Here is a 21,879-nt window from a genome sequence, read left to right as displayed (position 1 = left end):
GCTGGAAGGCCCCCGGTGTGGCAAAATTAGTCCTTGTGCCTGCTGGGTGCGAACCTGCCACAGGGGGAGCGTCACCAACAGCGCGGCACCCCGGCCGCCGCCAAGTCCTGGCGGGGCCGGATCGACAAAATTTCGGCGGGAATTTCCGGGCCGCATCCGCGCCCGGGCTTGGCCGCCGTGACCCAACGTGAAGGACCTGTGGCGTTCACCAGGAGTGAATCAATGCATATCCTCGATTCCGTAGACGCAGCCTCGCTGCGCACCGATGTTCCCGTCTTCCGCGCGGGTGACACCCTCAAGGTTCACGTGAACATCATCGAAGGCAAGAACTCCCGCGTCCAGGTCTTCCAGGGCTTCGTCCTGGGCCGCCACGGCGACGGCCTGCGCGAAACCTTCACCGTCCGCAAGGTCTCCTTCGGCGTCGGCGTGGAGCGTACCTTCCCGGTGCACTCCCCGATCATCGACAAGATCGAGGTCGTCTCCAAGGGTGACGTGCGCCGCGCCAAGCTGTACTACATGCGCAACCTGCGCGGCAAGGCAGCGAAGATCAAGGAAAAGCGCGACTTCCAGACCTCAAAGTAGGACTTTTCCGGCTTTCGCCGGAGTCTTCCACCGCAGGATTCCACCGCGGGTCCACGGACCGTGTCCGGCCAGCGCCGGAGCATCCGCGACAGCGCTGTTCACTTCAGAAAAGCGTTAGAAGGATACGGCTCATGGAACACACAAAACGCCAGCCCAGGAAACTCGGCTGGCGTTTTGTGTTGCTGGCTGTAGTCCTCGCCGTCCTTATCAGCGGACTGATCCGGTCACTCTGGCTCGATGTCTACTACATCCCCTCCGCCTCAATGGAGCCGCTCTTCCAGGAAGGCGACAGGATCGTTGTGTCGCGGACGGACTTCCGGGACGACCCCGTGGGCCGCGGCGACATTGTGGTCTTCGACGGGCGCGGCTCCTTCGCCCCGCTGAACAGCGGCAACGGGCCGGTGCTGGACTTTCTCGGCGGCGTCGGTCACTGGATCGGCCTTTCCGGCGGCGACACCACCTACATCAAGCGGGTCATCGGACTCCCCGGAGACCGGGTGATCTGCTGCGATGCCGGCGGCAAACTCACCATCAACGGGCAGCCGGTGGAGGAACCCTACCTCCATGAGGGCGACGCCCCGAGCGAACTGCAGTTCAGTGTGATCGTTCCCCCCGGCCGGCTGTGGCTGATGGGGGACCACCGCTCACAATCGGCCGATTCCCGCAGTCTGCTGGGCGCCCCCGGCGGAGGTATGGTGCCGCTGGACCGTGTGATCGGCAGACCCGTACAGATCATCTGGCCGCTTGATAGATTTACAACAGTAGAACGGCCCCCCGAAACCACCACGACCACAGCGAAGAACGGACAGTAAATGCCCGAGACCGGACCCCGGACTCCTGATCCGCGGGGGCAGGACCAGCCCCGGGTTACTTCCTCCCCGATCCCGGCCCCGGAGTCCCCGGCGGACGGCGGTTACGCTGTTGTCCCGGATGCCCGGCCGCACGTCACGTCCGGCCCCGGCGCTACCGGCCTCGGCGCTACTGACCTTGAGGCTTCCGACGTCGGTGCTGGCGCCGGGGCATCCGACGCCGACGGTACTGAGGCTGTCGCTTCCGAGTCCGGTGCTTCCGGCCGTGACGCCGATGTCAGGGACATCCCCGTCCTGGACGTCCCGGCCGCAGGGGGACCGGCTCATGCGGGCGCCGCGTCGAAGCGGGCCCGCCGGGCGAAGGCCCGGGAGAACCACAGCCCGATGTTCCTCTGGGCCAAGGAAGTGGCCACTGTGGTGCTCGTCGCGATCGTGCTGTCCTTCCTGATCAAGACCTTCCTTTTCCGGGCCTTTTTCATCCCGTCCGAATCCATGGTGAATACCCTGGACGTGAACGACAGGATCTTCGTCAACCTGCTGGTCCCGGAGCCTTTCGCCCTGGAACACGGCGACGTTGTGGTCTTCAGGGACACCCAAAGCTGGTTGGTTCCCGCGGCGGAGGAGGAAAAGGGCCCGTTCACGTGGGTGCAGGACGGGCTGATGTTCATCGGCCTGCTGCCGGACAACTCGGAACAGCACCTGGTCAAGCGCGTCATCGGGCTGCCGGGCGACCGCGTGGCCTGCTGCGATGCCGGCGGCCGGCTCACCATCAATGGCGTCCCGTTGGACGAGCCCTACGTCAACCCCGCCGAAGTGCCCCAGGTCCGCGAATTCGACGTCGTGGTTCCCGACGGCAAGGTCTGGGTCATGGGCGACAACCGGAACCATTCGGCCGATTCGCGCGCCCACACGGACAGCAACGGCGGCTTCGTGGACATCGCCGACATCGAAGGCAAGGCCGCCGTCATCGCCTGGCCGCTGAACCGCATCACCGCTGTCGATAACTACCCCGACGTCTTCAGCGACGTGCCCGCCCCGGCCGGAAAGTAGCGTCAGGAGCCATGTCCGAAGCCCCCACCCTCGACTACGAACGCCGCTTCCGCGGGTCCGGAGCACGGCTCCTCGCGGGCATTGACGAGGTGGGCCGCGGGGCCCTCGCCGGCCCCGTCAGTGTGGGAATCGCCGTCGTGGACCTGCACCAGCAGAAGCTGCTCGCCGACGTGCGGGACTCCAAGCTGCTCAAGGTGGCGGACCGGGAACGCCTGGTGCCGCTGGTCCGGAGCTGGAGTGTGGCCTCCGCCGTCGGACATGCTTCGGCGAAGGAGATCGACGACGTCGGCATCGTCGCCGCGCTGCGGCTCGCCGGCACCCGCGCCTGGCTCGCGGTGCTCGCCGCCGGCGTGACCCCGGACGTGGTGCTGCTCGACGGCAGCCACAACTGGCTTTCGCCCGAGACCCAGCCTTCCCTGTTCGACGACGGCCCCGCGGAGCCCGGCTGTGACGCCCCGGTGCACACGCTGGTCAAGGCGGACATGCAGTGCCTGAGCGTCGCCGCGGCCTCCATCCTGGCGAAGGTGGAGCGTGACGACATCATGCGCGGGCTGCACAGTGAATACCCGGCCTTCGGGTGGGACGAGAACAAGGGCTACGGCACGGCCACGCACAAGAATGCGCTACGGACCGCCGGGCCCACGCCCTACCATCGCGTGAGCTGGCAGCTGCTCGCGGACTGACGACGGCTCCGCGCCGGTCCTTCGGCGGTCCCGCGGGCGGTCCCCCCGGCAACGCGGGCGCTGCGGGGCGGCCCGTGGCGCGCGGGCGGCGCCCGATGGTGCAAGATGGAACCATGAGTGCCGAGGACCTTGAAAACTATGAAACCGACATGGAGCTGCAGCTCTACCGCGAATACCGCGACGTTGTCGGGCTGTTCAGCTATGTGGTCGAGACCGAACGGCGATTCTATCTGGCCAACCACGTTGACCTGCAGGCCCGCAGCGCCGACGGCGAGGTCTACTTCGACCTGACGCTGCAGGACGCCTGGGTCTGGGACGTCTACCGTTCCGCCCGCTTCGTCAAGAGCGTCCGGGTCATCACCTTCAAGGACGTCAACGTGGAAGAGCTCCCGCGGAGTGAGGAGCTCGCTTTGCCCAAGGTGGAGGGCCTCGGGAACTGACTTTCGCTTTACATTCCGGGGGAGTGCTGCCCGCGTGCCCTCCACGGCAGTCCCTCTGGGGACGTTTTCCACATAGTGGCGCGCGTCCACATAGCCGCCTGACCCTCTGGGCTGTCCGCGCGTGGCGGCGCAGGCTGGGTTCATGAGAGCTAAAGACGTGCTGGGCCGGCGCGGGGAGGAACTCGCGGCCGGATACCTTGAGGCCCTGGGCATGCGGATCGTGGACCGCAACTGGCGGTGCTCCGAGGGCGAAATCGACATTGTGGCGCTCGACGGCGACGCGCTGGTCATCGCCGAGGTGAAGACGCGCAAGTCCCTTGCCTACGGGCATCCCTTTGAGGCCGTGGGCGTGGACAAACTGGCCCGGCTGCACCGGCTGGCGTCGGCCTGGTGCCGCGACCATGAACTCCGCATGCCGCTGAGGCGGGTCGACGTAATCGCCGTGCTCGACGACGGTATCGGGACGCCCGCGGTGGAACACCTCAAGGGGGTGGGGTAGATGGCGCTCGGCCGGACGTACTCGGTGGCTCTCGTCGGGCTGAATGGCTACATCGTGGAGGTCGAGGCCGACATCGGCCAGACCCTGCCGGCGTTCATCATCCTGGGGCTGCCGGACGCGTCGCTGAACGAGGCCAAGGAACGGATCCGGTCGGCCGCCCAGAACTCCGGCATACCCCTGAGCCGCCGGAAGATCACGGCCAACCTCATCCCGGCGTCGCTGCCCAAGCGGGGCTCCGGCTTCGACCTCGCCATCGCCATGGCCGCCCTGCTGGCCTCGAACGATGTCCGGTCCACCGGCCGGACAGTGTTCATCGCCGAACTGGGCCTCGACGGCAGGCTGCGGCCGGTCCGTGGAGTCCTCCCCGCGGTTATGGCCGCGGTCCGGGCCGGATATGCCGACGTCGTCGTGGCGCAGGCGAACGCCGCCGAGGCGCAGCTGGTGCCTGGCGCGCGCGTCCAGGGCTACGCCACCCTGGCCCGTCTGGCGTTCGATTTCGGTGCGGACCCGCAGGACCTGGCCCTGGACTTCGAGCCCGCGCCCGAGCCCGGGGAACCTGAGTCCGGGGCCGGCGGGCCTTCGTGGGCGCCGCCGGACATGCGCGATGTCTCCGGGCAGGGGGACGCGCGGAGGGCGCTGGAGGTGGCCGCCGCCGGCGCGCACCACTTGCTGCTCACAGGCCCTCCGGGGGCGGGTAAAACGATGCTGGCGGAACGGCTCCCCGGGCTCCTCCCGGATCTGGGTGACGCCGAGGCCATGGAAGTGACCGCCATCCATTCGCTCTGCTCGCTGACCTCGGCCTCCCTGCAACTCGTACGCCGGCCGCCCTATGAGAACCCGCATCACACGGCCACTCCGGCGGCCATCATCGGAGGGGGCTCCGGGCTGCCGCGGCCCGGGGCCGCATCCCGGGCCCACCGCGGGGTGCTGTTCCTCGACGAGGCCCCCGAATACGAACGGCGCGTCCTCGACGCACTTCGGCAGCCGCTGGAGAGCGGGGAACTGGTCCTTCACCGGTCGGCCGGCACAGCGGCCTACCCCGCCCGCTTCCAGCTGGTTCTTGCTGCCAACCCGTGCCCCTGCGGCAAGGCCACCGGCAAGGGAGTCGACTGCATCTGCACTCCCACCATGCGCCGGCGGTATCTGGCGCGTATGTCCGGGCCGCTGCTGGACAGGGTGGACATCCAGCTGCAGGTGGAGCGGGTGTCGCTGGCGGACTTTGGCCAGCCGGCGGCGGAGGAGGACACGGCCACCATCGCGGCCCGTGTCCAGGCCGCACGGGAACGCCAGCTGCGGAGGCTGCTGCCGTTCGGCATGGAAACCAACGCCCAGGTGCCGGGGCGGGTGCTCCGGGGTGCCCTGCGGCTCGGCGCCCCCACCACCAGGATCCTGGACCACGCCCTGGAACGCGGGGTGCTGACGGCCCGCGGCTACGATCGCGTGTTGCGTCTCGCGTGGACTTTGGCGGATCTGGCCCTCCGCGAGGTTCCGGGGGCCGACGATATCGGACTGGCCCTCAACCTGCGGCAGGCCGCCGTCGCCGCCTAGCGAGGCTCTTCGCCCACGGCGGTGCCTCGAACGCTGCAGTGCCACTAGCCATCGCAGGCCCGTGAAAGGACAACACCCATGACAGAGAGCGAACGGACTGCGAGGGCGGCATTGTCCCGGCTGTTCGAACCGCAAGACGCCGCGGGTCTCGCGCTCGTGCGCATCGCCGGGGCCGAAGACGCGCTGAGGATCGCCACCGGCCAACTGACTGCCGGTGCGGAACTGGACCAGGAGCTGTTCCGGCTCCTGGACGAGAACGGCTTCGGCGGTGGCTGGACGGGCCTGGGGACCGCCCGGAAACGCTGGGCGCCGAGAATCCAGGACCTGGCACCGGCCCGGGACCTCACGACGATGCAGCGGCTCGGCGGACGCATGATCATTCCGTCGGACGGACTCTGGCCCCGGCAACTGGCCGATCTCGGATTGCAGGAACCGATCTGCCTCTGGTGGCGCGGCGTCGAGCAGGAACTGCCTCCGGCCTCAACGTCCGTTGCACTGGTCGGTTCCAGGGACAGCACTTCCTACGGCTCGTCCGTGACGGGCGACCTTGCGTATTCGCTGGTGCAGCGGGGGTTCACCATCATCTCGGGCGGCGCGTACGGGATCGATGCGCACGCCCACCGGGCTGCCCTCGCCGCCGGCACCTCCGGGAACCTGCCCACCATCGCGGTAATGGCAGGGGGAGTGGACCGCTTCTACCCCTCCGGCAACGAGGAGCTGCTGCGGGCCGTCGCCAACCAGGGCGCCGTTCTGGCCGAAGTTCCGCCGGGCTCGGCGCCCACTCGGTATCGGTTCCTGCAGCGCAACAGGTTGATCGCCGCGCTGGCTGCGGTCACGGTGGTTGTGGAAGCGCGGTGGCGGTCCGGCGCCCTGAACACGGCCCACCATGCGGAGACCCTGGGCCGGGCCGTCGGCGCGGTGCCGGGGTCGGTACACAGCGCCAACTCCGCGGGCTGCCACCGGCTGCTCCGCGAAGGAGGAGCGGTCTGCGTCACCGACGCCGGCGAAATCGCAGAACTCGCCGCGCCCAGCGGCGAATCGCTACCCGAGGCCAGGACCGGCCCGGCGGCCATCCACGACGGACTCACCCTTGAGGATCTCATCCTGCTCGATGCGCTGCCGCTGCGGACCACCAGTTCAGTCGAAAAGCTCACGGCCGTGGCGGGACTGAGCGCTGACTCGGTCCGTGCGGGACTTGGCAGGCTGGGGCTGCTGGGCCTCGCCGAGTCGCACGGCGGCGGCTGGAAACGGTCGGGCAAGGCAGGATGACCGGGGACTGGCCCGGGCGTGGCGCAGGCAGTGCAGGCAGCGGCGGCAGCGACCAGACCCGCGGCTCGCCGCCGGGCTCCTTGATCGCCCGGCGAATCCTGCGAGAGTAGGGGAGTGCCCACTCAGCAGATGCCGGCCGCACTGGCCACCGCCGCCCAGGCATTCGGCCGCTATCTGGAAGCGGAACGCGGCCGATCGGCCCACACCGTGCGCGCGTACCTCGCCGACGTCGGAAGTCTCCTGGGCTTCGCGGCCTCGGAGGGAGTGGAGGATCTTGCAGGACTGGAACTGGGAACCCTGCGCCGCTGGCTGGGCTCGCAAAGCGAGTCCGGGATGTCGCGCGCCACGCTGGCCCGCCGCTCCGCCACCGCCAGGGCGTTCACGGCCTGGGCCGTCCGCGAGGAACTGATCGACGCGGACCCTGCACTGCGGCTGAAGGCACCGAAGCGGGAGAAGTCCCTGCCTGGCGTGCTGCACCAGCAGCAGGTCCTCCGGCTCGTCGAAGGTACCGAAACAGCTGCCGCCGAGGGCGGTCCGCTGCCCCTGCGTAACCGGGCCATGGTTGAGCTGCTGTACGCCACGGGCATCCGGGTCGGCGAACTGGCGGGTCTCGACGTGGACGACCTCGATCCCGACCGCAGGACCCTCCGGGTGCTCGGCAAGGGCAACAAGGAACGCACGGTGCCTTACGGACTGCCGGCCGCGCTCGCCGTCGACGACTGGCTGCGCCGGGGCCGGCCCTCCCTCGTCGCGGAAACCTCCGGCCCGGCACTGTTCCTTGGTGCGCGCGGCAAGCGGGTGGACCAGCGGCAGGTCCGCAGCGTCGTCCACGACTTGCTGGAGGCCTTGGGGGACACCGCCGCCACGGGGCCGCACGCCCTGCGGCACTCCGCCGCCACACACCTGCTCGACGGCGGCGCCGACCTTCGCGCGGTGCAGGAAATCCTGGGCCACAGCAGCCTGGCAACAACCCAGATCTACACTCATGTTTCGGTCGAGAGGCTCCGGCAGAGCTACCAGCAGGCCCATCCGAGGGCCTGAAGCCGCCACCTCGGCCGGGCTTGCCACCCCGGACCACCCTCTCAGGGACGCCGCGCGGCGCGCCGGAAAAGACGCGCCGAATTGCACTGGCGTAATTAGGTAGGGTACGGCAGAATAAGACTCACGCCCGGCAACTTTCAAGTGTTGCTTGAAGCTCCCAAGCATCAAGTACCACCGAAAATCCGGGCAGTAACTTAATAGTCTGGCCAGGACCACCGCATCACTACGGACCCGCGCAACAGACAGACATCCAGGCAGAGGTCGTTGGGGAAGACGTACCTACAGCTATGGAGGATGGAATGTCTGTTGCACTGACCCGCGGTGTGTTGTTCGTTCACTCGGCCCCGACTGCCCTGTGCCCCCACGTTGAGTGGGCCATAGGGTCTGTTGTGGACAAGCGGACCGACCTTGAGTGGACTGCTCAGCCAGCAGCGCCCGGAATGTTCCGGGCCGAGCTGTCGTGGACCGGTAACCCGGGCACGGGAGCTCAATTGGCGTCCGCTCTTCGGGGCTGGGCGCACCTGCGCTACGAAGTCACGGAAGAACCCAGCCAGGGCGTTGATGGCGGCCGCTGGTCCCACACGCCCGAACTTGGCATCTTCCACGCCGTCACGGACGTGCACGGCAACATCATGGTCTCCGAGGACCGCATCCGCTACGCCTACGAATCCGGCGCTGGCGACCCCTCCGCGGTCTACCATGAGCTGTCCCTGGCCCTCGGCGAAGCATGGGACGAGGAACTCGAGCCTTTCCGGCACGCCGCCGAAGGCGCTCCCGTGCGCTGGCTCCACCAGGTGGGCTAAGCCTCCTCCGCAGGCCCCGACGGGCCAGACCGAAACACTCCATAGCTACGCCACACGACAGATGGCGGCAATGTTCACGAAGAACATCGCCGCCATCTGTCGTTTCGCAGAGGCCGCACTTCGTGGCCCTGTACCACTGCTCGCCGCACCATTTGTCGTAGTCTCTTCACACCGCTTCATAAGCCATGATTGGAGAGAAGATGCGAGAGCTCGTCTACTACGTCGCAGTGAGCCTGGACGGATACATCGCGGCACCGGACCATACCTTTGATGCGTTTCCCGTCACAGGCGACCACATGGAAACGATTCTGCGGGACTACACAGACGCTCTTCCCGCGCCGGCCCTGGCCGCGCTGGGACTGACGCCCACACTGTCCCGCTTCGATACCGTCCTGATGGGCTGGAACACCTACGCCGTGGGTCTGGAGCAGGGTCTCGACAACCCCTACCCGCATCTGCGGCAGCACGTGTTCTCCCGGACGCGCACGGGGGCTCCAGGGATCACCACCATCGCGGCGGAACCGGTCACGGTCGTCAGGTCACTCAAAGCCGAGACGGATGGCGCGGACATCTGGTTGTGCGGCGGAGGGCAACTGGCCTCGGCCCTGGCCGGGGAGATCGACCGGCTGGTCCTGAAGGTCAACCCGGTGATGTTCGGGGCCGGCATCCCGCTCTTCGCCGGGCGCGGCTACTTGCCCCGGGACGCGGAGCTGACCGCGAGCGAACGCTTCCAGTCCGGCGTCGTCATCAACGACTACCGCCTCAACTAAACGGTAATACTGGAACTGGTCTTGAGCCGGCGTGACTCAGCAAAAAACTGACGTGCCTGGCGGCACTGTCTTTCCGACGATTTGTCCGCCGGCTCAAGGTCCGTCAAAGGGGTGTTGAGCCAGGCGGACATGACTTCATAGGAGCCTGATTCGACCAGTCCCATTACCGTTTTGTCTGCCCACCTGGCCCGCGCCCGATCAATCAGCATTGGTCTCGACTGAGGGGCAATTTCCATCTTGGCAAACGAATCAATCCAAGTCATCGCGGGCATCGACACCCACGCCGACACACACCACGTCGCCATCATCAACGAACACGGCAGACCCCTCGCGGACAAGGAATTCCTGGCCGTGGGATCCGGATACCGGAAGATCGTAGACTTCATCACCAGCCACGGCACCGTCACCGCCATCGGTGTCGAGGGAACGGGATCCTACGGCGCCGAACTCACCAGGACCCTTCGCAGCGAAGGGCTGACCGTGCTGGAGGTGAACCGCCCGAACCGAGCAGCGCGGCGGCTCAAGGGAAAGTCCGATCCGCTGGACGCCTATCAGGCCGCTCAATCAGTACTCGACGGCCGGACCACCGCGATCCCGAAAGCCAAAGACGGCCCCGTTGAATGCCTGCGAGTCCTGCGGGCCGCCCGCACATCAGCGGTCAAGGCCCGCACCGCCGCAATCAACCAGATCAAAGGGCTCCTGGTTACGGCCCCGGACAAACTCCGCGCAAAATACCGGGCACTCGGGGCCACAGCGCTAATCACCGCCCTGCAGCGCACCAGGCCTTCGGGACATATGGGCGACCCAACCTATGTTTGCCTCCTGACACTGAAGGCCCTGGCCACGCGTTGCCAGTCCCTCTCAGCAGAGATCACCGCCACGGACGCCGCACTCAAGGAAATCATCGACACCTATGCCCCGATGCTCTGTGACCTACCCGGCGTCGGCACGGAAGTGGCCAGCCAACTGCTCGTCACCGTCGGCGACAACCCGGACCGCCTGGGAAACGAGGCACAATTCGCTTCGCTCGTCGGGGTCGCACCCATACCGGCCTCATCGGGAAAAACAACCCGCCACCGGCTCAGCAGAGGCGGAGACCGCAACGCCAACCACGCCCTCCATTCGGTCGTCCTGGTCCGCATGGCCTCGTGCCCGCGAACCAAGGACTACGTGAACAAACGCACCGCGGAGGGTAAAAGCAAACGAGAAATCATGCGATGCCTCAAACGCTACGTGGCGCGGGAAATTTACCGCCAGATCACTAACCCGCAACCAGCACCGAACAACACCGATTTGCGTCACATGCGCACCAAGCTGAGCGTCACCATCACGACCGCTGCCCGCGAACTTGGCCAGTGGCCGTCGATCCTCTCGCGCTTGGAACGCGGGCTCATCCGCAACGACGAGCTTGCAGCGATGTACCGTCAATGGTTGATGGCATGTCAGCCTGACGGGCAAGAGCGGCGTGGAAGGGCCAGCCATGGTGAGAGATCCGCAAAAGGTACGAACTGAGGGAGAAGTTAGGGCACCTGAAAATTTTCGACGGACGGACGCCCGGGGAAGGCTGCACCACTGCCCAGATCCAGCTAGCTAGCACATGTTGCAAGAGTCCGCCCTTCCCCGGAGTCACGACCGTAGCCCCGTTCACTTATTTTTGCGGTGTCAGTAGGCCTTATCTTCGCCCGGAACGTGCAGAAGTTGACGTTGCCCAAGCGGCCTCGAAAGCGTCACGATACCGAAAGGCGCGCGCAAGGAGCTATTGGACGTACACGACGTGTTGGGTACATCGTAAAGGGGTACCAAAGCCACCTTTTCATCAGTTTCCGCTACATATACTCCCTTAGAAACCGTGCAACCGCCGCCTTGGGAGTATTGGATCACGATCTCCTGACTGTCGTTCCGGAGCTCTATTAGCCTCCACGTTCCTATCGTGTTTCCCGAATCATAGGCTTCAGCTAACTGAACCGGCCCAGGCGCCGGGAAACCCTTCGGCATACCGACAGGCTTTAATGGGTCGACGGTTGCGCCCTCCCATGCGGAGGCGGGAATTCCGGATTGTGGCAACTGGCTGGAGCAAGCTGACATGCAAAGCACTGCTAAGGCCACACCGAGCCTAACTTTCACGACGCCGATTTTCATGGCACATCAACCTGGAGCTTTCCCTGCGCCGAACCGAGCCTGGATGCGAGCGTATTCCATGGCAGGTAGTAGCAAACTTGCGCTTGGGTTTCGATGGCGAACTGAGCAACAAATATGCCACGTGCCCTCAGTCCACCTGGCAGGTACCCGTCATAGACTGGAGAGCCGCTGTCGCCCAACTGGCACATGTATCCCGGGTCGTAGTGGATCGCTTCGACCAAGCCCGTCGTTCGATTACCGTTAGATAGGTCCAATGTTACGTTGGTGCGGTTTACCATGCCACGACATACTTGTCCCGTGAAGCCGCCGTCGAAGCAGACCTCATTGGTTGGCTCGCCGCTCGAATTATTCGATGAAGTAACTGGGAGGAAAGACGTTCCATTGGGCCCCCCGCTCCAGACATAGGGAGAGTAATTGCCGGTAACGAGAGCGTAGTCGGAGGGCTGACCGTAGGTATTCTCCCACTGTGAAACATAACCGAAGTAGGCTGAGCCAAAGGGCGGGGTGAAAGTGTAAGACGTGGACTGGCCGGTTCCGCTGAAACAATGACCTGCAGTCAGCATGTAACTACCGTAGCCGGGCTTGTAGACGGAAAAGCCGCTCGTGCACTCACCGCCGCTCGGAAGAGTAATGCGATCCCCTCCGTACCACGGAGAATAATCACTTTGACGCGATGCAGATGGCTGCGCCCTCGCCGCGACGTTTTGGACGTCCACCACTGGCCCATACCGGGCAACCATCTGCTGCCGGACATCTTCCACTGTCTCGGCGTTCAGAACGTCGGCTACAACGGTATCCCCATCAGTATTGATACCTGATCCGGTAACCGTAACGTTGCGTGCGGCCCAGTACTCTGTGTCACTGGTCAGGCGTTCTTGTGCAGCCTTGCTCTCGTCGAGGCTTCGCAGCACGTCCTTGGATGAAACAGTGAAGCCATCCGCCGTTGCGGACATCTCTGCGATATCAGCTTTGAACCCCTCCAAGTCACCTTCCGGCGAAGGGGGTACGAACGCAACGACGACCTTCCCTTGCGCTTCGTACCACAAGTTATTCGGGGTAACGCCACGAGCCTCCGCCTTTTCATAGACGCTGTCTATAACTTTATGGACCCCCTCCGGCGGCGCCATAGGAATGTCGGCCGGGTCCGCTGTCGGTTGGTTGTCCCCGGGCTCAGGAGGTTTAGCTGACTCGGCAGGAGCCGCAATAGCCAACGAAGCAACGAGGAGTCCTACTACTGCAATAGTTCCCCTGCCCCAAGGGCTCCTTCTCTGTTGTGTTTGGGCCTTCTTGGCCAAGGCGTCGACCCTCGACAAGGTGACGGTGGATTTAACAAGACTGGAAAAAACGGATCGACAAGCAGCCATGCTGCGCCCACAAATATGAATGCTCCCCAGCGAGCAACTTCGTGCTCCCCCTTGCGCACGAGAACATCATCGGTGGCAGCGCTCACATATAGCAATAGCCCGCAACCATCTATTTTCCAGAGTACGTATCTCGCAAACTCGCTGCAGGTAAGCTGGCCCATGCTCTCGGCCACTGACAATGCCCAGGGATGGCCAAGCTTGCCACGGACAGCACTAGATGCAACAGCCGGCAGCGAAGGTATGCCCGAAAATGGTTGAAGCGAAGAGGCACCAGCCTTTCCTGCTGAACGTCAGGTGATCAGCAATCTTTTGTCAGCGCGCTGACTTTTATGAGGAACACCCGGTAACTGCGGATTTGACGCCTATAGGAGCATCGTCGAAACGACAGATGGCGGCAATGTTCACGAAGAACATTGCCGCCATCTGTCATCTCGGTGAGCTGCGCGCCGCCCGGGCTAGATGCTCCGGACCGCGATCACGGCGTTGTGGCCGCCGAAGCCGAAGGAGTTGCTCAGCGCCGCGATGCTGCCCGACGGCAGTTCGCGGGCGCTCGTGACGACGTCGAGCGGGATCTCCGGATCCTGGTTCTCAAGGTTGATGGTCACCGGGGCCTTGCGGTCGTAGATGGCCATAACGGTCAGCACGGCTTCCACCGCACCGGAGGCGCCCAGCAGGTGCCCCATCTGCGACTTCGTGGCCGAGACGGCGACGCTGTCCAGCTGCTTACCGAGGGCGGCCTTGAGGGCCGCGTACTCGGGCTTGTCGCCAACCGGGGTGGAGGTGGCGTGCGCGTTGACGTGCACCACGTCCTCCGGCTGGATCCGGCCGTCGAACATGGCGGCCTTCAGTGCCCGGGTGGCGCCGAGGCCCTCGGGGTCCGGGGCGGTGATGTGGTACGCATCAGCTGTCACGGACGTGCCGGCCAGCTCGGCGTAAATCCGGGCGCCGCGGGCCAGCGCGTGTTCCTCGGCCTCGAGCACCAGGGCACCGGCGCCCTCGCCCATAACGAAGCCGTCGCGGCCAAGGTCGTAGGGGCGTGAGGCGTGCTCGGGATCGTCGTTGCGGCGCGAAAGCGCCTGCATGGAGGCGAACGCGGCGATCGGCATCGGGTGGATGGCGGCTTCGGCGCCGCCGCAGACGACGACGTCGGCCTTGCCGGAGCGGATCAGGTCCAGGCCCATGTGAACGGCTTCGGTGCCGGACGCGCAGGCGGAGACGGGGGTGTGGGCGCCGGCGCGGGCACCCAGGTCAAGGCTCACCGCGGCGGCCGGGCCGTTGGGCATCAGCATGGGCACGGTCATCGGCAGGACGCGGCGCGGGCCCTTTTCGCGCAGGGTGTCCCACGCGTCCAGGAGCGTCCAGACACCGCCGATGCCCGTGGCGAAGGCCACTGCCAGACGGTCGTGGTCGATTTCGGTGATGCCGGCGTCGGCCCACGCCTCGCGGGAGGCCACTACGGCGAACTGCGTGGAGGGGTCCATCCGCTTGGCCTCAACCCGGCTCAGGACCTCGGTGGCGGGGTTGGACGCGCGTGCGGCAAAGTGGACGGGGAGCTCGTACTTGGCCACCCAGTCGTCCTCAAGCGTGTGCGCGCCGGAGACGCCCTTCAGCGCGTTCTTCCACATCGTGGGGACATCGCCGCCAATGGGTGTGGTGGCACCCAGACCGGTAATGACTACTTTGCGTGCCATGGGATCACTCTCTGTCGGTGCGCCTGCTTTATCCGGAACCTGGGGCGGTGGCCGGGGCCTGCGTTTGAAAAACTCTGGGGTGGTGCAGTGGATGGTGCTGCAAATGGCGCGGTCCGGGGGTGCAGCTGCGCCCCCGGACCGGCCCGGGCCTGAATTAGGCCTGTGCGCTGGCGATGAAGCTGACGGCGTCGCCGACGGTCTTGAGGTTTTTGACCTCTTCGTCCGGGATGCGCACGCCGAACTTCTCTTCGGCGTTGACGACGATCGTCATCATCGAGATGGAGTCGATGTCCAGGTCCTCGGTGAAGGACTTGTCCATTTCGACAGCCTCGGTGGCCAGGCCGGTCTCTTCGTTGACGATTTCAGCCAGGCCGGCCAGGATCTCTTCGTTGCTAGCCATTGATGGCTCCTTTTCTGGTTGTTGCCGTGGTCTGCCGGTGTGCCGGCGGCTTCGGGCGGTAATGATTCAAACCGAGGCTTCGGCTTGCTGTGTGATTTGAAGACAGGAAGAACAGGAACGCCTAAGGAAGCACGATCACTTGGGCACCGAAGACCAGACCGGCGCCGAAGCCGATCTGCAGTGCAAGCCCGCCGCTGAGCTGCGGGTTTTCCAGCAGCAGGCGGTGGGTGGCCAGGGGGATGGATGCCGCGGAGGTGTTGCCGGCGTCGGCGATGTCCCGCGCGATGATGACGTTCTCCGGGAGTTTGAGCTTCTTGGCCATCTCGTCGATGATCCGCATGTTCGCCTGGTGCGGGATGAACGCGGCGAGGTCCTCGGCGGAGATACCGGCGGCGTCCAGCGCCTGCTGGGCCACCTTGGCCATTTCCCAGACGGCCCAGCGGAAGACCGTCTGGCCGTCCTGGCGCAGCGTCGGCCAGGAGGCCGCGTCCGTGACGGCGGCTTCCTCGGCGCTCAGCGCGCCGCCCTGCTTGCCCGCCGAGGCGAGCTCGCGGAGGTCCAGCATGGAGTGGGTCATGCCGATCGCGTCCCACTTGCTGCCGTCCGAGCCCCACACCGACGGGCCGATGCCCGGGGTGTCGGAAGGGCCGATCACCACGGCGCCCGCGCCGTCGCCGAGCAGGAAGGAGATGGTGCGTTCGGTGTTGTCGATGACGTCGGAAAGCTTTTCCGCACCGACCACGAGGACGTAGTCGGCGGTCCCGGACCGGACCAGCGCGTCGGCCTGGGCGATGCCGTAGCAGTACCCGGCGCAGGCGGCGGAGATGTCGAAGGCCGGGGCCGGCGTCGCGCCGAGGCGGTCGGCGAGGCTCGCGGCGGCGGACGGCGTCGCGTAGGGGTGGGTCACGGTGGAGACGATGACGGCGCCGAGCTGGGAGGCCTCGATCCCGGCCTTCTGCAGGGCCTCGCGGGCAGCGCCTTCGGCCATGTCGATCACGCTGACGTCGGCGGGGGCGCGGTGCCGGGTGATGATGCCGGTGCGCTGGCGGATCCACTCGTCGGAGGAGTCGATCCACTGGCAGACGTCATCGTTGGTGACGATCACGTCGGGCCGGTAGGCGCCGACTCCCATGATGCGGGTGTTCTCGTGCAGGGGCGCCTGCTTCAGGGTGGGAACGCTCATGCCTGTCCTTCCAGTTCTGCGAATAGGGCCAGGGCGGCGGACAGATCGTCCGGGGTCTTGACGGTGACGGTCTTCACGCCCGGCATGCCGCGCTTGGCGAGTCCGGCCAGCGTCCCGGCCGGGGCCAGTTCAATCACGCCGGTCACGCCGCGCTTCACGAGCGTTTCCATGCAGAGGTCCCAGCGGACCGGGCGGGAAACCTGGGCAATCAGGCTTTCGACGGCGGCGGCACCATCGGTGACCTGGGCGCCGTCGAAGTTGGAGAGCAGGGGAACCTGCGGGTTCCGCGGGTGCAGTGCGGGCCGGAGGGCCTGCAGCGCCGCGACGGCGGGCGACATGTGCGAGGTGTGGAACGCGCCGGCAACCTTCAGCGGAATGACCCGGGCCTTGGCCGGCGGGTTCTCCGCGAGGGTCTTGAGCTGGTCCAGCGTTCCGGCCGCAACGGTCTGGCCGGCGCCGTTGACGTTGGCTGCGGTGGCGCCGCAGGCCTCGATGGCGGCGAGGACCTCGGCGGGGTCGCCGCCCACGACGGCGCTCATGCCGGTGGGGGTGGCAGCGGCCGCAGCCGCCATGCCGTTGGCGCGTTCGCGGACGAAGGTCATGGCTTCGGTTTCCGTCAGCACGCCGGCCAGGGCGGAGGCCGTGATTTCACCGACGGAGTGGCCGGCGAGGATCACCGGCAGGGTGCCGAGCTCGACGTCGAACAGGGACTGCGCGGCCACCAGCCCGGCGGCGACAATCAGCGGCTGCGCGACGGCGGTGTCCTTGATGGTCTCTTCGTCCGAGGTGGTGCCGTGGGCGGTGAGATCGATGCCTGCGATTTCGCTGAGGGAGGCCAAGTGGCCTGCGACGGGGGGCAGTTCCAGCCAGGGGGCCAGAAAACCGGGGGTCTGGGAGCCCTGTCCAGGGCAGACGATTGCAAGCACGTATCCAGCTTTCCAAATTGCGGCGTGATTATCGGTGCATTCATGCACCAAGCTCACAGGGTCACTTTGTAGGAAGTCTACAACCGCTCAGGTGCTGTTGCGTGTCGGCTGACGTTCCGTGGCGGGCTTCGGCGGGGCCGAAAGCCGGCCGACCACGAGGGCCGTCTGCAGGACAAAGGCCTCCCGCGGCAGCAGCGGATCCCAGCCCGTGACGTCACAGACCCGCTTGAGCCGGTACCGCACGGTGTTGGCGTGGACGAAGAGTTCGCGGGCCGTGGCCTCCAATGAATGCCCCAGTTCGAGGTAGGTGCCGAGGGTCTCCACGAGGCCGTTGGACGCCGCGAGCAGGGGCCGGTAGATGTTCTTCACGAGGGAGCGCCGGGCGGCGTCGTCCCCGGAGATCACGCGCTCCGGCAGGAGGTCATCGGCTGCCACCGGGCGCGGCGCTGAGGGCCAGGCGCGGGCGGCGGTCAGTCCCGCGAACGCGGACTGGGCCGAGCCGCTGGCTTCCAGGAGGGAACCGGCTTCGGCGCCGTAGACGACCGGTCCGGGGGCGAAGAGTTCGGCGAGTTTCAGGTATGCGGTCTCGCGGTCGTGGACGCCGCCGAGGATCAGTATGAGCCGGTCGCCCTGGATGCCCACGAGGGCGTCTTCGGCGAAGCGCCCGGCCGTGCGGCGCAGTTCGCTGACGTAGCTGGCGCTCGGTTCGGACGGGGAATTGCCCACCATCACGGTGAAGCGCTCCTGCGCCTTCCAGCCCAGCGCGGCAATCCGCGACCGTAGGGCATCGGTGTTTTCGCCGCGGAGGATAGCGTCCACAATGAGGGCTTCCAGCCGGGTGTCCCATGAGCCGCGGGATTCGGCGGCGCGGGCATAGACGTCGGCCGCGGCGAAGGCCACCTCGCGGGAGTACCGCAGCACCGCTTCGCGCAGCGCGCCCTGGTCCGCCTCCGGTGCGATCACGGGGACCTGGTCCTCCACCACCTCGACGACGATCCGGATCAGCTGGAGGGCCTTCTGCAGGCTGATGGAGCGGGTGAGTTCGGTGGGTGCGGTGCCGAAGACGTCGGACAGTATCCAGGACGGGGAGCTGGGGCGTTCGTACCACGTGACGAAGGCGGCGATGCCGTTCTGGGCCACCATGCCCAGGGCCGAGCGTTCGTCGGAGTTCAGCCGGCTGTACCACGGCAGGGATTTCTCCAGCTGGCGGAGGGTGGTTGTGGAGAGCTGGCCGACGCTTGCCCGGAGCTTTTTGAGGGTTTCCACCTTCTCCGGGGGCATCGCCCTGGAAGCGGGCGTGCGTTTGACAGGAGTGGTGATCGGCTCGGCCATGCATTGAGCATACGGTGCGCGCCGTCCAAGCTCCATTTGTGCAAAGGCTACAACGCGCCTTGTGCTGGATCACAGTGCTGGATCACAATGGCGGATCACTGTGCTGGATCACAGTGGCGCACCGGCGTGGCGCGCGTGCCGCCATCCGAGGTTAACATCCGACGGCGGCCCCCGCCTTCCGGTGGGGACCGCCGTCGTACGTTGCGGGAAGGGCCTAGGAGTCGCCGCCCGCGTTGCCGGTGGTGCCGGCATTGACGTTGTGCAGGCGGTACTTCTCGATTGCCTGGGCCGGAGCCTGGGCATCCACCTCTCCGCGGCGGGCCAGCATCTGCAGCGAACGGACAACCACCGAGTGGACGTCGTTCTTGAAGAAGCGGCGGGCTGCGGCGCGGGTGTCCGAGAAGCCGAAACCGTCGGCACCGAGCGAGGCGAACTCGTTCGGCAGGAACTGGCGGATCTGGTCCGGGACGGCCTTCATGTAGTCGGTGACCGCCACGATCGGGCCGGTCGCCCCGGCGAGCTGTTCGGTAACGAACGGCACGCGGGCGGGCTGGCCGGGGTTGAGGAAGGCTTCCTCCTCCGCGGCCATGGCATCGCGGCGCAGTTCGCTCCAGGACGTCACGGACCACACATCGGCGGAAACGCCCCAGTCCTCGGCGAGGACCCGCTGGGCCTCGAGGGCCCAGGGCACCGAGACGCCGGAGGCCAGGATCTGCGTGCGCGGGCCGTCAATCTTGGCCGGAGCCAGCAGGTAGATGCCCTTGATGATGCCCTCGACGTCGATTTCCGCCGGCGCTGCCGGCTGGGAGATCGGCTCGTTGTAGACCGTGATGTAGTACATCACGTTCCGCGACGGGTCATTGTCCGCCGGTCCCGGGCCGTACATCCGGTTGAGACCGTCGCGCATAATGACGCCGATCTCATAGCCGTATGCGGGGTCGTAGGTGACCACTGCCGGGTTGGTTGCGGCCAGGATGGGGGAGTGGCCGTCGGCGTGCTGCAGGCCTTCACCGGTGAGGGTGGTGCGGCCGGCGGTGGCGCCGATGATGAACCCGCGGGTCATCTGGTCCGCGGCGGCCCAGAAGGAGTCTCCCGTGCGCTGGAACCCGAACATGGAGTAGAAGACGTAGATCGGGATCAGCGGCTCGCCGTGGGTGGCGTAGGACGTGCCGGCGGCGGTGAACGCGGCCACGGATCCGGCCTCGTTGATGCCGGCGTGCACGATCTGGCCGGAGATGGACTCCTTGTACGCAAGGACCAGTTCGCGGTCCACGGAGAGGTAGTTCTGCCCGTTCGGGTTGTAGATCTTCGCCGTCGGGAAGAACGCGTCCATGCCGAACGTGCGGGCCTCGTCGGGGATGATCGGGACGATCCTGTTGCCGAACTCCTTGTCCCGCATCAGGTCCTTGAGCAGGCGCACGAACGCCATGGTGGTGGCGGCCAGCTGCTTGCCGGAGCCGCGGTTGGCGGCCTCGTACGCCTTGTCATCCGGGAGGGTGACATCGGTGTGATTGGAGCGGCGTTCGGGGACGAAGCCGCCCAGGGCGCGGCGGCGTTCCATGAGGTACTGGATCTCGGGGGAGTCCATGCCGGGGTGGTAGTACGGGGGCCGGTAGAGGTCCGCTTCGAGCTGGTCGTCCGTGATGGGGATGCGGAGGTGGTCGCGGAAGGCTTTGAGGTCCGCGAGGGTGAGTTTCTTCATCTGGTGGGTCGCGTTGCGGCCCTCGAAGTGGGTGCCCAGGCCGTAGCCCTTGACCGTGTGGGCGAGGATGACGGTGGGTTTGCCCTTGAACTCGGTGGCGGCCTTGTACGCGGCGTAGACCTTGTTGTAGTCGTGGCCGCCGCGCTTGAGGTTCCAGATCTGGTCATCGGTGAGGTCCTGGACCATTTCCTTGGTCTGCGGGGTCTGTCCGAAGAAGTGCTCGCGGACGAACGCGCCGGACTCGGCCTTGTAGGTCTGGTAGTCCCCGTCGACGGTTTCGTTCATGATCTTCACGAGCGACCCGTCCCGGTCCTTGGCCAGCAGGTCATCCCATTCCCGGCCCCAGACGACCTTGATGACGTTCCAGCCCGCGCCGCGGAAGAACGCCTCGAGTTCCTGCATGATCTTGCCGTTGCCGCGCACGGGCCCGTCGAGGCGCTGGAGGTTGCAGTTGATCACGAAGTTGAGGTTGTCGAGCTTGTCGTTCGCGGCGAGCTGGAGCAGGCCGCGGGATTCGGGCTCGTCCATTTCCCCGTCGCCCAGGAACGCCCAGACCTGCTGGTCGGAGGTGTCCTTCAGGCCGCGGTTGTGCAGGTACCGGTTGGACTGGGCCTGGTAGATCGCGTTCATCGGGCCGATGCCCATCGAGACCGTGGGGAACTCCCAGAACTCCGGCATCAGCCGCGGGTGCGGGTAGGAGGACAGGGCGTGGCCTTCCTTGGACTTCTCCTGCCGGAACCCGTCCAGGTCCTCCTCGGTCAAACGGCCTTCCATAAACGCCCGGGCGTACATGCCGGGGGAGGCGTGGCCCTGGAAGAAGACCTGGTCCCCGCCGCCGGGGTGGTCCTTGCCGCGGAAGAAGTGGTTGAAGCCCACCTCGTACAGGGTCGCGGCCCCGGCATAGGTCGAGATGTGCCCGCCGACGCCGATATCGGCCCGCTGCGCCCGGTGCACCATGACCGCGGCGTTCCACCGCAGCCACGCCCGGTACTTCCGCTCGATCTCCTCGTCCCCGGGGAACTCGGCCTCCTGGTCCACCGGGATGGTGTTCACGTAATCCGTGGTGGTGACCATCGGAACACCCACGGACTGCGCGCCCGCCCGCTGGAGCAGGCTGCGCATTATGTACTGGGCACGCTCGGTGCCCTGTTCCTGAATCAGCGCATCCAGGGACTCCAGCCACTCGGCGGTCTCTTCCGGATCACGATCAGGCAGCTGGTTAGTCAACCCGCTGAGGATATGGGAGGTCTCTTCTCCTGCAGCCACGTCCAACCTCTCTTTGAGCGCATTCATCGGCGCCCTCAGCTCCGGCAGGGTTTCTGCGTGGCGTGAACGCGACGTGTGCGACGTATCGGTTACAACTGCCCGGTCATGTGCGCCGGGCTAGGTCCAATCACGACCATGCCCGCCTTCGTCAGCGGGGCATTCGCCCTCGCGGGCGTAGTCGTCATCAGCCACTCTAGCTCTGACAGCTCGGGGATGCGTAGCTGTCCCATGGGGGTGCTGTCGCATTTGACCGGCATACTGGTTGTGTGACGACGTGCCGCCGTGCGGTGCCCGGATCGCCGTGTGTGACGCAGAATATGGCGGATCGCGGGGCCAACAGCTTGAAGCGCAGGCGCAAAGGGTGTTGGCTTGGAGTAATGGA

At 66.2% G+C, this 21,879-nt stretch carries 19 protein-coding genes; 12 read left to right on the top strand and 7 right to left on the bottom strand.

Features of this window, described 5'->3' with window-relative positions; all coding sequences use genetic code 11:
- Positions 1–222 precede the first annotated feature (222 nt).
- From rplS to FS787_RS02725, 12 genes are all read left to right on the top strand, one after another.
- Complete coding sequence (gene rplS / locus FS787_RS02780; protein ID WP_144670800.1) at positions 223–582, top strand: 50S ribosomal protein L19; 360 nt, start codon at positions 223–225, stop codon at positions 580–582.
- 131 nt (positions 583–713) lie between these two features.
- Positions 714–1,394, top strand: coding sequence for a signal peptidase I (gene lepB / locus FS787_RS02775; RefSeq protein ID WP_144670799.1), 681 nt, complete (start codon positions 714–716; stop codon positions 1,392–1,394).
- A complete protein-coding gene (gene lepB / locus FS787_RS02770; protein ID WP_313959634.1) occupies positions 1,395–2,441 on the top strand; it encodes a signal peptidase I in 1,047 nt (348 codons plus the stop codon).
- 11 nt (positions 2,442–2,452) lie between these two features.
- Positions 2,453–3,124: a ribonuclease HII gene (locus tag FS787_RS02765; RefSeq protein ID WP_144670798.1), complete on the top strand. Its 672-nt coding sequence runs from the start codon at positions 2,453–2,455 to the stop codon at positions 3,122–3,124.
- A gap of 113 nt (positions 3,125–3,237) precedes the next feature.
- Positions 3,238–3,564 carry a DUF2469 domain-containing protein gene (locus FS787_RS02760; RefSeq protein WP_056426737.1) on the top strand — a complete coding sequence of 109 codons (327 nt, stop codon included), beginning with the start codon at positions 3,238–3,240 and terminating at the stop codon, positions 3,562–3,564.
- A gap of 142 nt (positions 3,565–3,706) precedes the next feature.
- Positions 3,707–4,063, top strand: a complete 357-nt coding sequence (locus tag FS787_RS02755; RefSeq protein WP_144670797.1) for a YraN family protein — start codon at positions 3,707–3,709, stop codon at positions 4,061–4,063.
- Complete coding sequence (locus tag FS787_RS02750; RefSeq protein WP_144670796.1) at positions 4,064–5,611, top strand: YifB family Mg chelatase-like AAA ATPase; 1,548 nt, start codon at positions 4,064–4,066, stop codon at positions 5,609–5,611. It begins immediately after the preceding gene.
- Between the two features lie 78 nt (positions 5,612–5,689).
- The gene (dprA, locus tag FS787_RS02745; RefSeq protein WP_144670795.1) at positions 5,690–6,880 is read left to right on the top strand and encodes a DNA-processing protein DprA; all 1,191 of its coding nucleotides are present in this window, start codon (positions 5,690–5,692) and stop codon (positions 6,878–6,880) included.
- 129 nt (positions 6,881–7,009) lie between these two features.
- Positions 7,010–7,921 carry a tyrosine recombinase XerC gene (locus FS787_RS02740; protein ID WP_144671879.1) on the top strand — a complete coding sequence of 304 codons (912 nt, stop codon included), beginning with the start codon at positions 7,010–7,012 and terminating at the stop codon, positions 7,919–7,921.
- Between the two features lie 299 nt (positions 7,922–8,220).
- The gene (locus tag FS787_RS02735) at positions 8,221–8,724 is read left to right on the top strand and encodes a DUF3145 domain-containing protein (RefSeq protein ID WP_056426723.1); all 504 of its coding nucleotides are present in this window, start codon (positions 8,221–8,223) and stop codon (positions 8,722–8,724) included.
- 200 nt (positions 8,725–8,924) lie between these two features.
- A complete protein-coding gene (locus tag FS787_RS02730; protein ID WP_144670794.1) occupies positions 8,925–9,494 on the top strand; it encodes a dihydrofolate reductase family protein in 570 nt (189 codons plus the stop codon).
- Between the two features lie 237 nt (positions 9,495–9,731).
- The gene (locus FS787_RS02725) at positions 9,732–11,006 is read left to right on the top strand and encodes an IS110 family transposase (protein ID WP_144670793.1); all 1,275 of its coding nucleotides are present in this window, start codon (positions 9,732–9,734) and stop codon (positions 11,004–11,006) included.
- A 623-nt stretch (positions 11,007–11,629) separates the two neighbouring features.
- On the opposite strand, the gene FS787_RS02720 is transcribed toward FS787_RS02725, so the two are convergent.
- The 7 genes from FS787_RS02720 to aceE form a co-directional block, all read right to left on the bottom strand.
- Positions 11,630–12,616, bottom strand: a complete 987-nt coding sequence (locus FS787_RS02720) for a hypothetical protein (RefSeq protein WP_144670792.1) — start codon at positions 12,614–12,616, stop codon at positions 11,630–11,632.
- An 836-nt stretch (positions 12,617–13,452) separates the two neighbouring features.
- A complete protein-coding gene (gene fabF, locus FS787_RS02715) occupies positions 13,453–14,688 on the bottom strand; it encodes a beta-ketoacyl-ACP synthase II (protein WP_144670791.1) in 1,236 nt (411 codons plus the stop codon).
- Between the two features lie 154 nt (positions 14,689–14,842).
- Entirely contained in the window at positions 14,843–15,088 is a 246-nt protein-coding gene (locus FS787_RS02710; protein ID WP_056426718.1) for an acyl carrier protein, read from the bottom strand.
- Positions 15,089–15,209: 121 nt separating this feature from the next.
- Positions 15,210–16,271, bottom strand: a complete 1,062-nt coding sequence (locus FS787_RS02705; RefSeq protein WP_144670790.1) for a beta-ketoacyl-ACP synthase III — start codon at positions 16,269–16,271, stop codon at positions 15,210–15,212.
- Positions 16,268–17,197 carry an ACP S-malonyltransferase gene (locus tag FS787_RS02700; RefSeq protein ID WP_144670789.1) on the bottom strand — a complete coding sequence of 310 codons (930 nt, stop codon included), beginning with the start codon at positions 17,195–17,197 and terminating at the stop codon, positions 16,268–16,270. Before FS787_RS02700 ends, FS787_RS02705 begins: the two co-directional genes overlap by 4 nt.
- 87 nt (positions 17,198–17,284) lie before the next feature.
- Complete coding sequence (locus FS787_RS02695; protein WP_144670788.1) at positions 17,285–18,529, bottom strand: CdaR family transcriptional regulator; 1,245 nt, start codon at positions 18,527–18,529, stop codon at positions 17,285–17,287.
- A 214-nt stretch (positions 18,530–18,743) separates the two neighbouring features.
- Positions 18,744–21,524, bottom strand: coding sequence for a pyruvate dehydrogenase (acetyl-transferring), homodimeric type (aceE, locus tag FS787_RS02690; protein WP_186329074.1), 2,781 nt, complete (start codon positions 21,522–21,524; stop codon positions 18,744–18,746).
- Between the last annotated feature and the right edge of the window lie 355 nt (positions 21,525–21,879).

The sequence above is a fragment of the Arthrobacter sp. U41 genome (genome assembly GCF_007679325.1).
Taxonomy (GTDB): Bacteria; Actinomycetota; Actinomycetes; order Actinomycetales; family Micrococcaceae; genus Arthrobacter.
Note: the sequence above shows the minus strand (reverse complement) of the source record. Positions and strands in the feature narration are given on the sequence as shown.

What these genes read in the sequence shown, in the direction of transcription:
- lepB (WP_313959634.1), top strand. Translation starts at nt 1,395, where the DNA reads ATGCCCGAGACCGGACCCCGGACTCCTGATCCGCGGGGGCAGGACCAG.
- aceE (WP_186329074.1), bottom strand. Translation starts at nt 21,524, where the DNA reads ATGAATGCGCTCAAAGAGAGGTTGGACGTGGCTGCAGGAGAAGAGACC.
- fabF (WP_144670791.1), bottom strand. Translation starts at nt 14,688, where the DNA reads ATGGCACGCAAAGTAGTCATTACCGGTCTGGGTGCCACCACACCCATT.
- FS787_RS02760 (WP_056426737.1), top strand. Translation starts at nt 3,238, where the DNA reads ATGAGTGCCGAGGACCTTGAAAACTATGAAACCGACATGGAGCTGCAG.
- FS787_RS02695 (WP_144670788.1), bottom strand. Translation starts at nt 18,529, where the DNA reads ATGGCCGAGCCGATCACCACTCCTGTCAAACGCACGCCCGCTTCCAGG.
- dprA (WP_144670795.1), top strand. Translation starts at nt 5,690, where the DNA reads ATGACAGAGAGCGAACGGACTGCGAGGGCGGCATTGTCCCGGCTGTTC.
- FS787_RS02750 (WP_144670796.1), top strand. Translation starts at nt 4,064, where the DNA reads ATGGCGCTCGGCCGGACGTACTCGGTGGCTCTCGTCGGGCTGAATGGC.
- FS787_RS02730 (WP_144670794.1), top strand. Translation starts at nt 8,925, where the DNA reads ATGCGAGAGCTCGTCTACTACGTCGCAGTGAGCCTGGACGGATACATC.
- FS787_RS02705 (WP_144670790.1), bottom strand. Translation starts at nt 16,271, where the DNA reads ATGAGCGTTCCCACCCTGAAGCAGGCGCCCCTGCACGAGAACACCCGC.
- FS787_RS02755 (WP_144670797.1), top strand. Translation starts at nt 3,707, where the DNA reads ATGAGAGCTAAAGACGTGCTGGGCCGGCGCGGGGAGGAACTCGCGGCC.
- FS787_RS02735 (WP_056426723.1), top strand. Translation starts at nt 8,221, where the DNA reads ATGTCTGTTGCACTGACCCGCGGTGTGTTGTTCGTTCACTCGGCCCCG.
- FS787_RS02740 (WP_144671879.1), top strand. Translation starts at nt 7,010, where the DNA reads ATGCCGGCCGCACTGGCCACCGCCGCCCAGGCATTCGGCCGCTATCTG.
- FS787_RS02765 (WP_144670798.1), top strand. Translation starts at nt 2,453, where the DNA reads ATGTCCGAAGCCCCCACCCTCGACTACGAACGCCGCTTCCGCGGGTCC.
- FS787_RS02710 (WP_056426718.1), bottom strand. Translation starts at nt 15,088, where the DNA reads ATGGCTAGCAACGAAGAGATCCTGGCCGGCCTGGCTGAAATCGTCAAC.
- rplS (WP_144670800.1), top strand. Translation starts at nt 223, where the DNA reads ATGCATATCCTCGATTCCGTAGACGCAGCCTCGCTGCGCACCGATGTT.
- lepB (WP_144670799.1), top strand. Translation starts at nt 714, where the DNA reads ATGGAACACACAAAACGCCAGCCCAGGAAACTCGGCTGGCGTTTTGTG.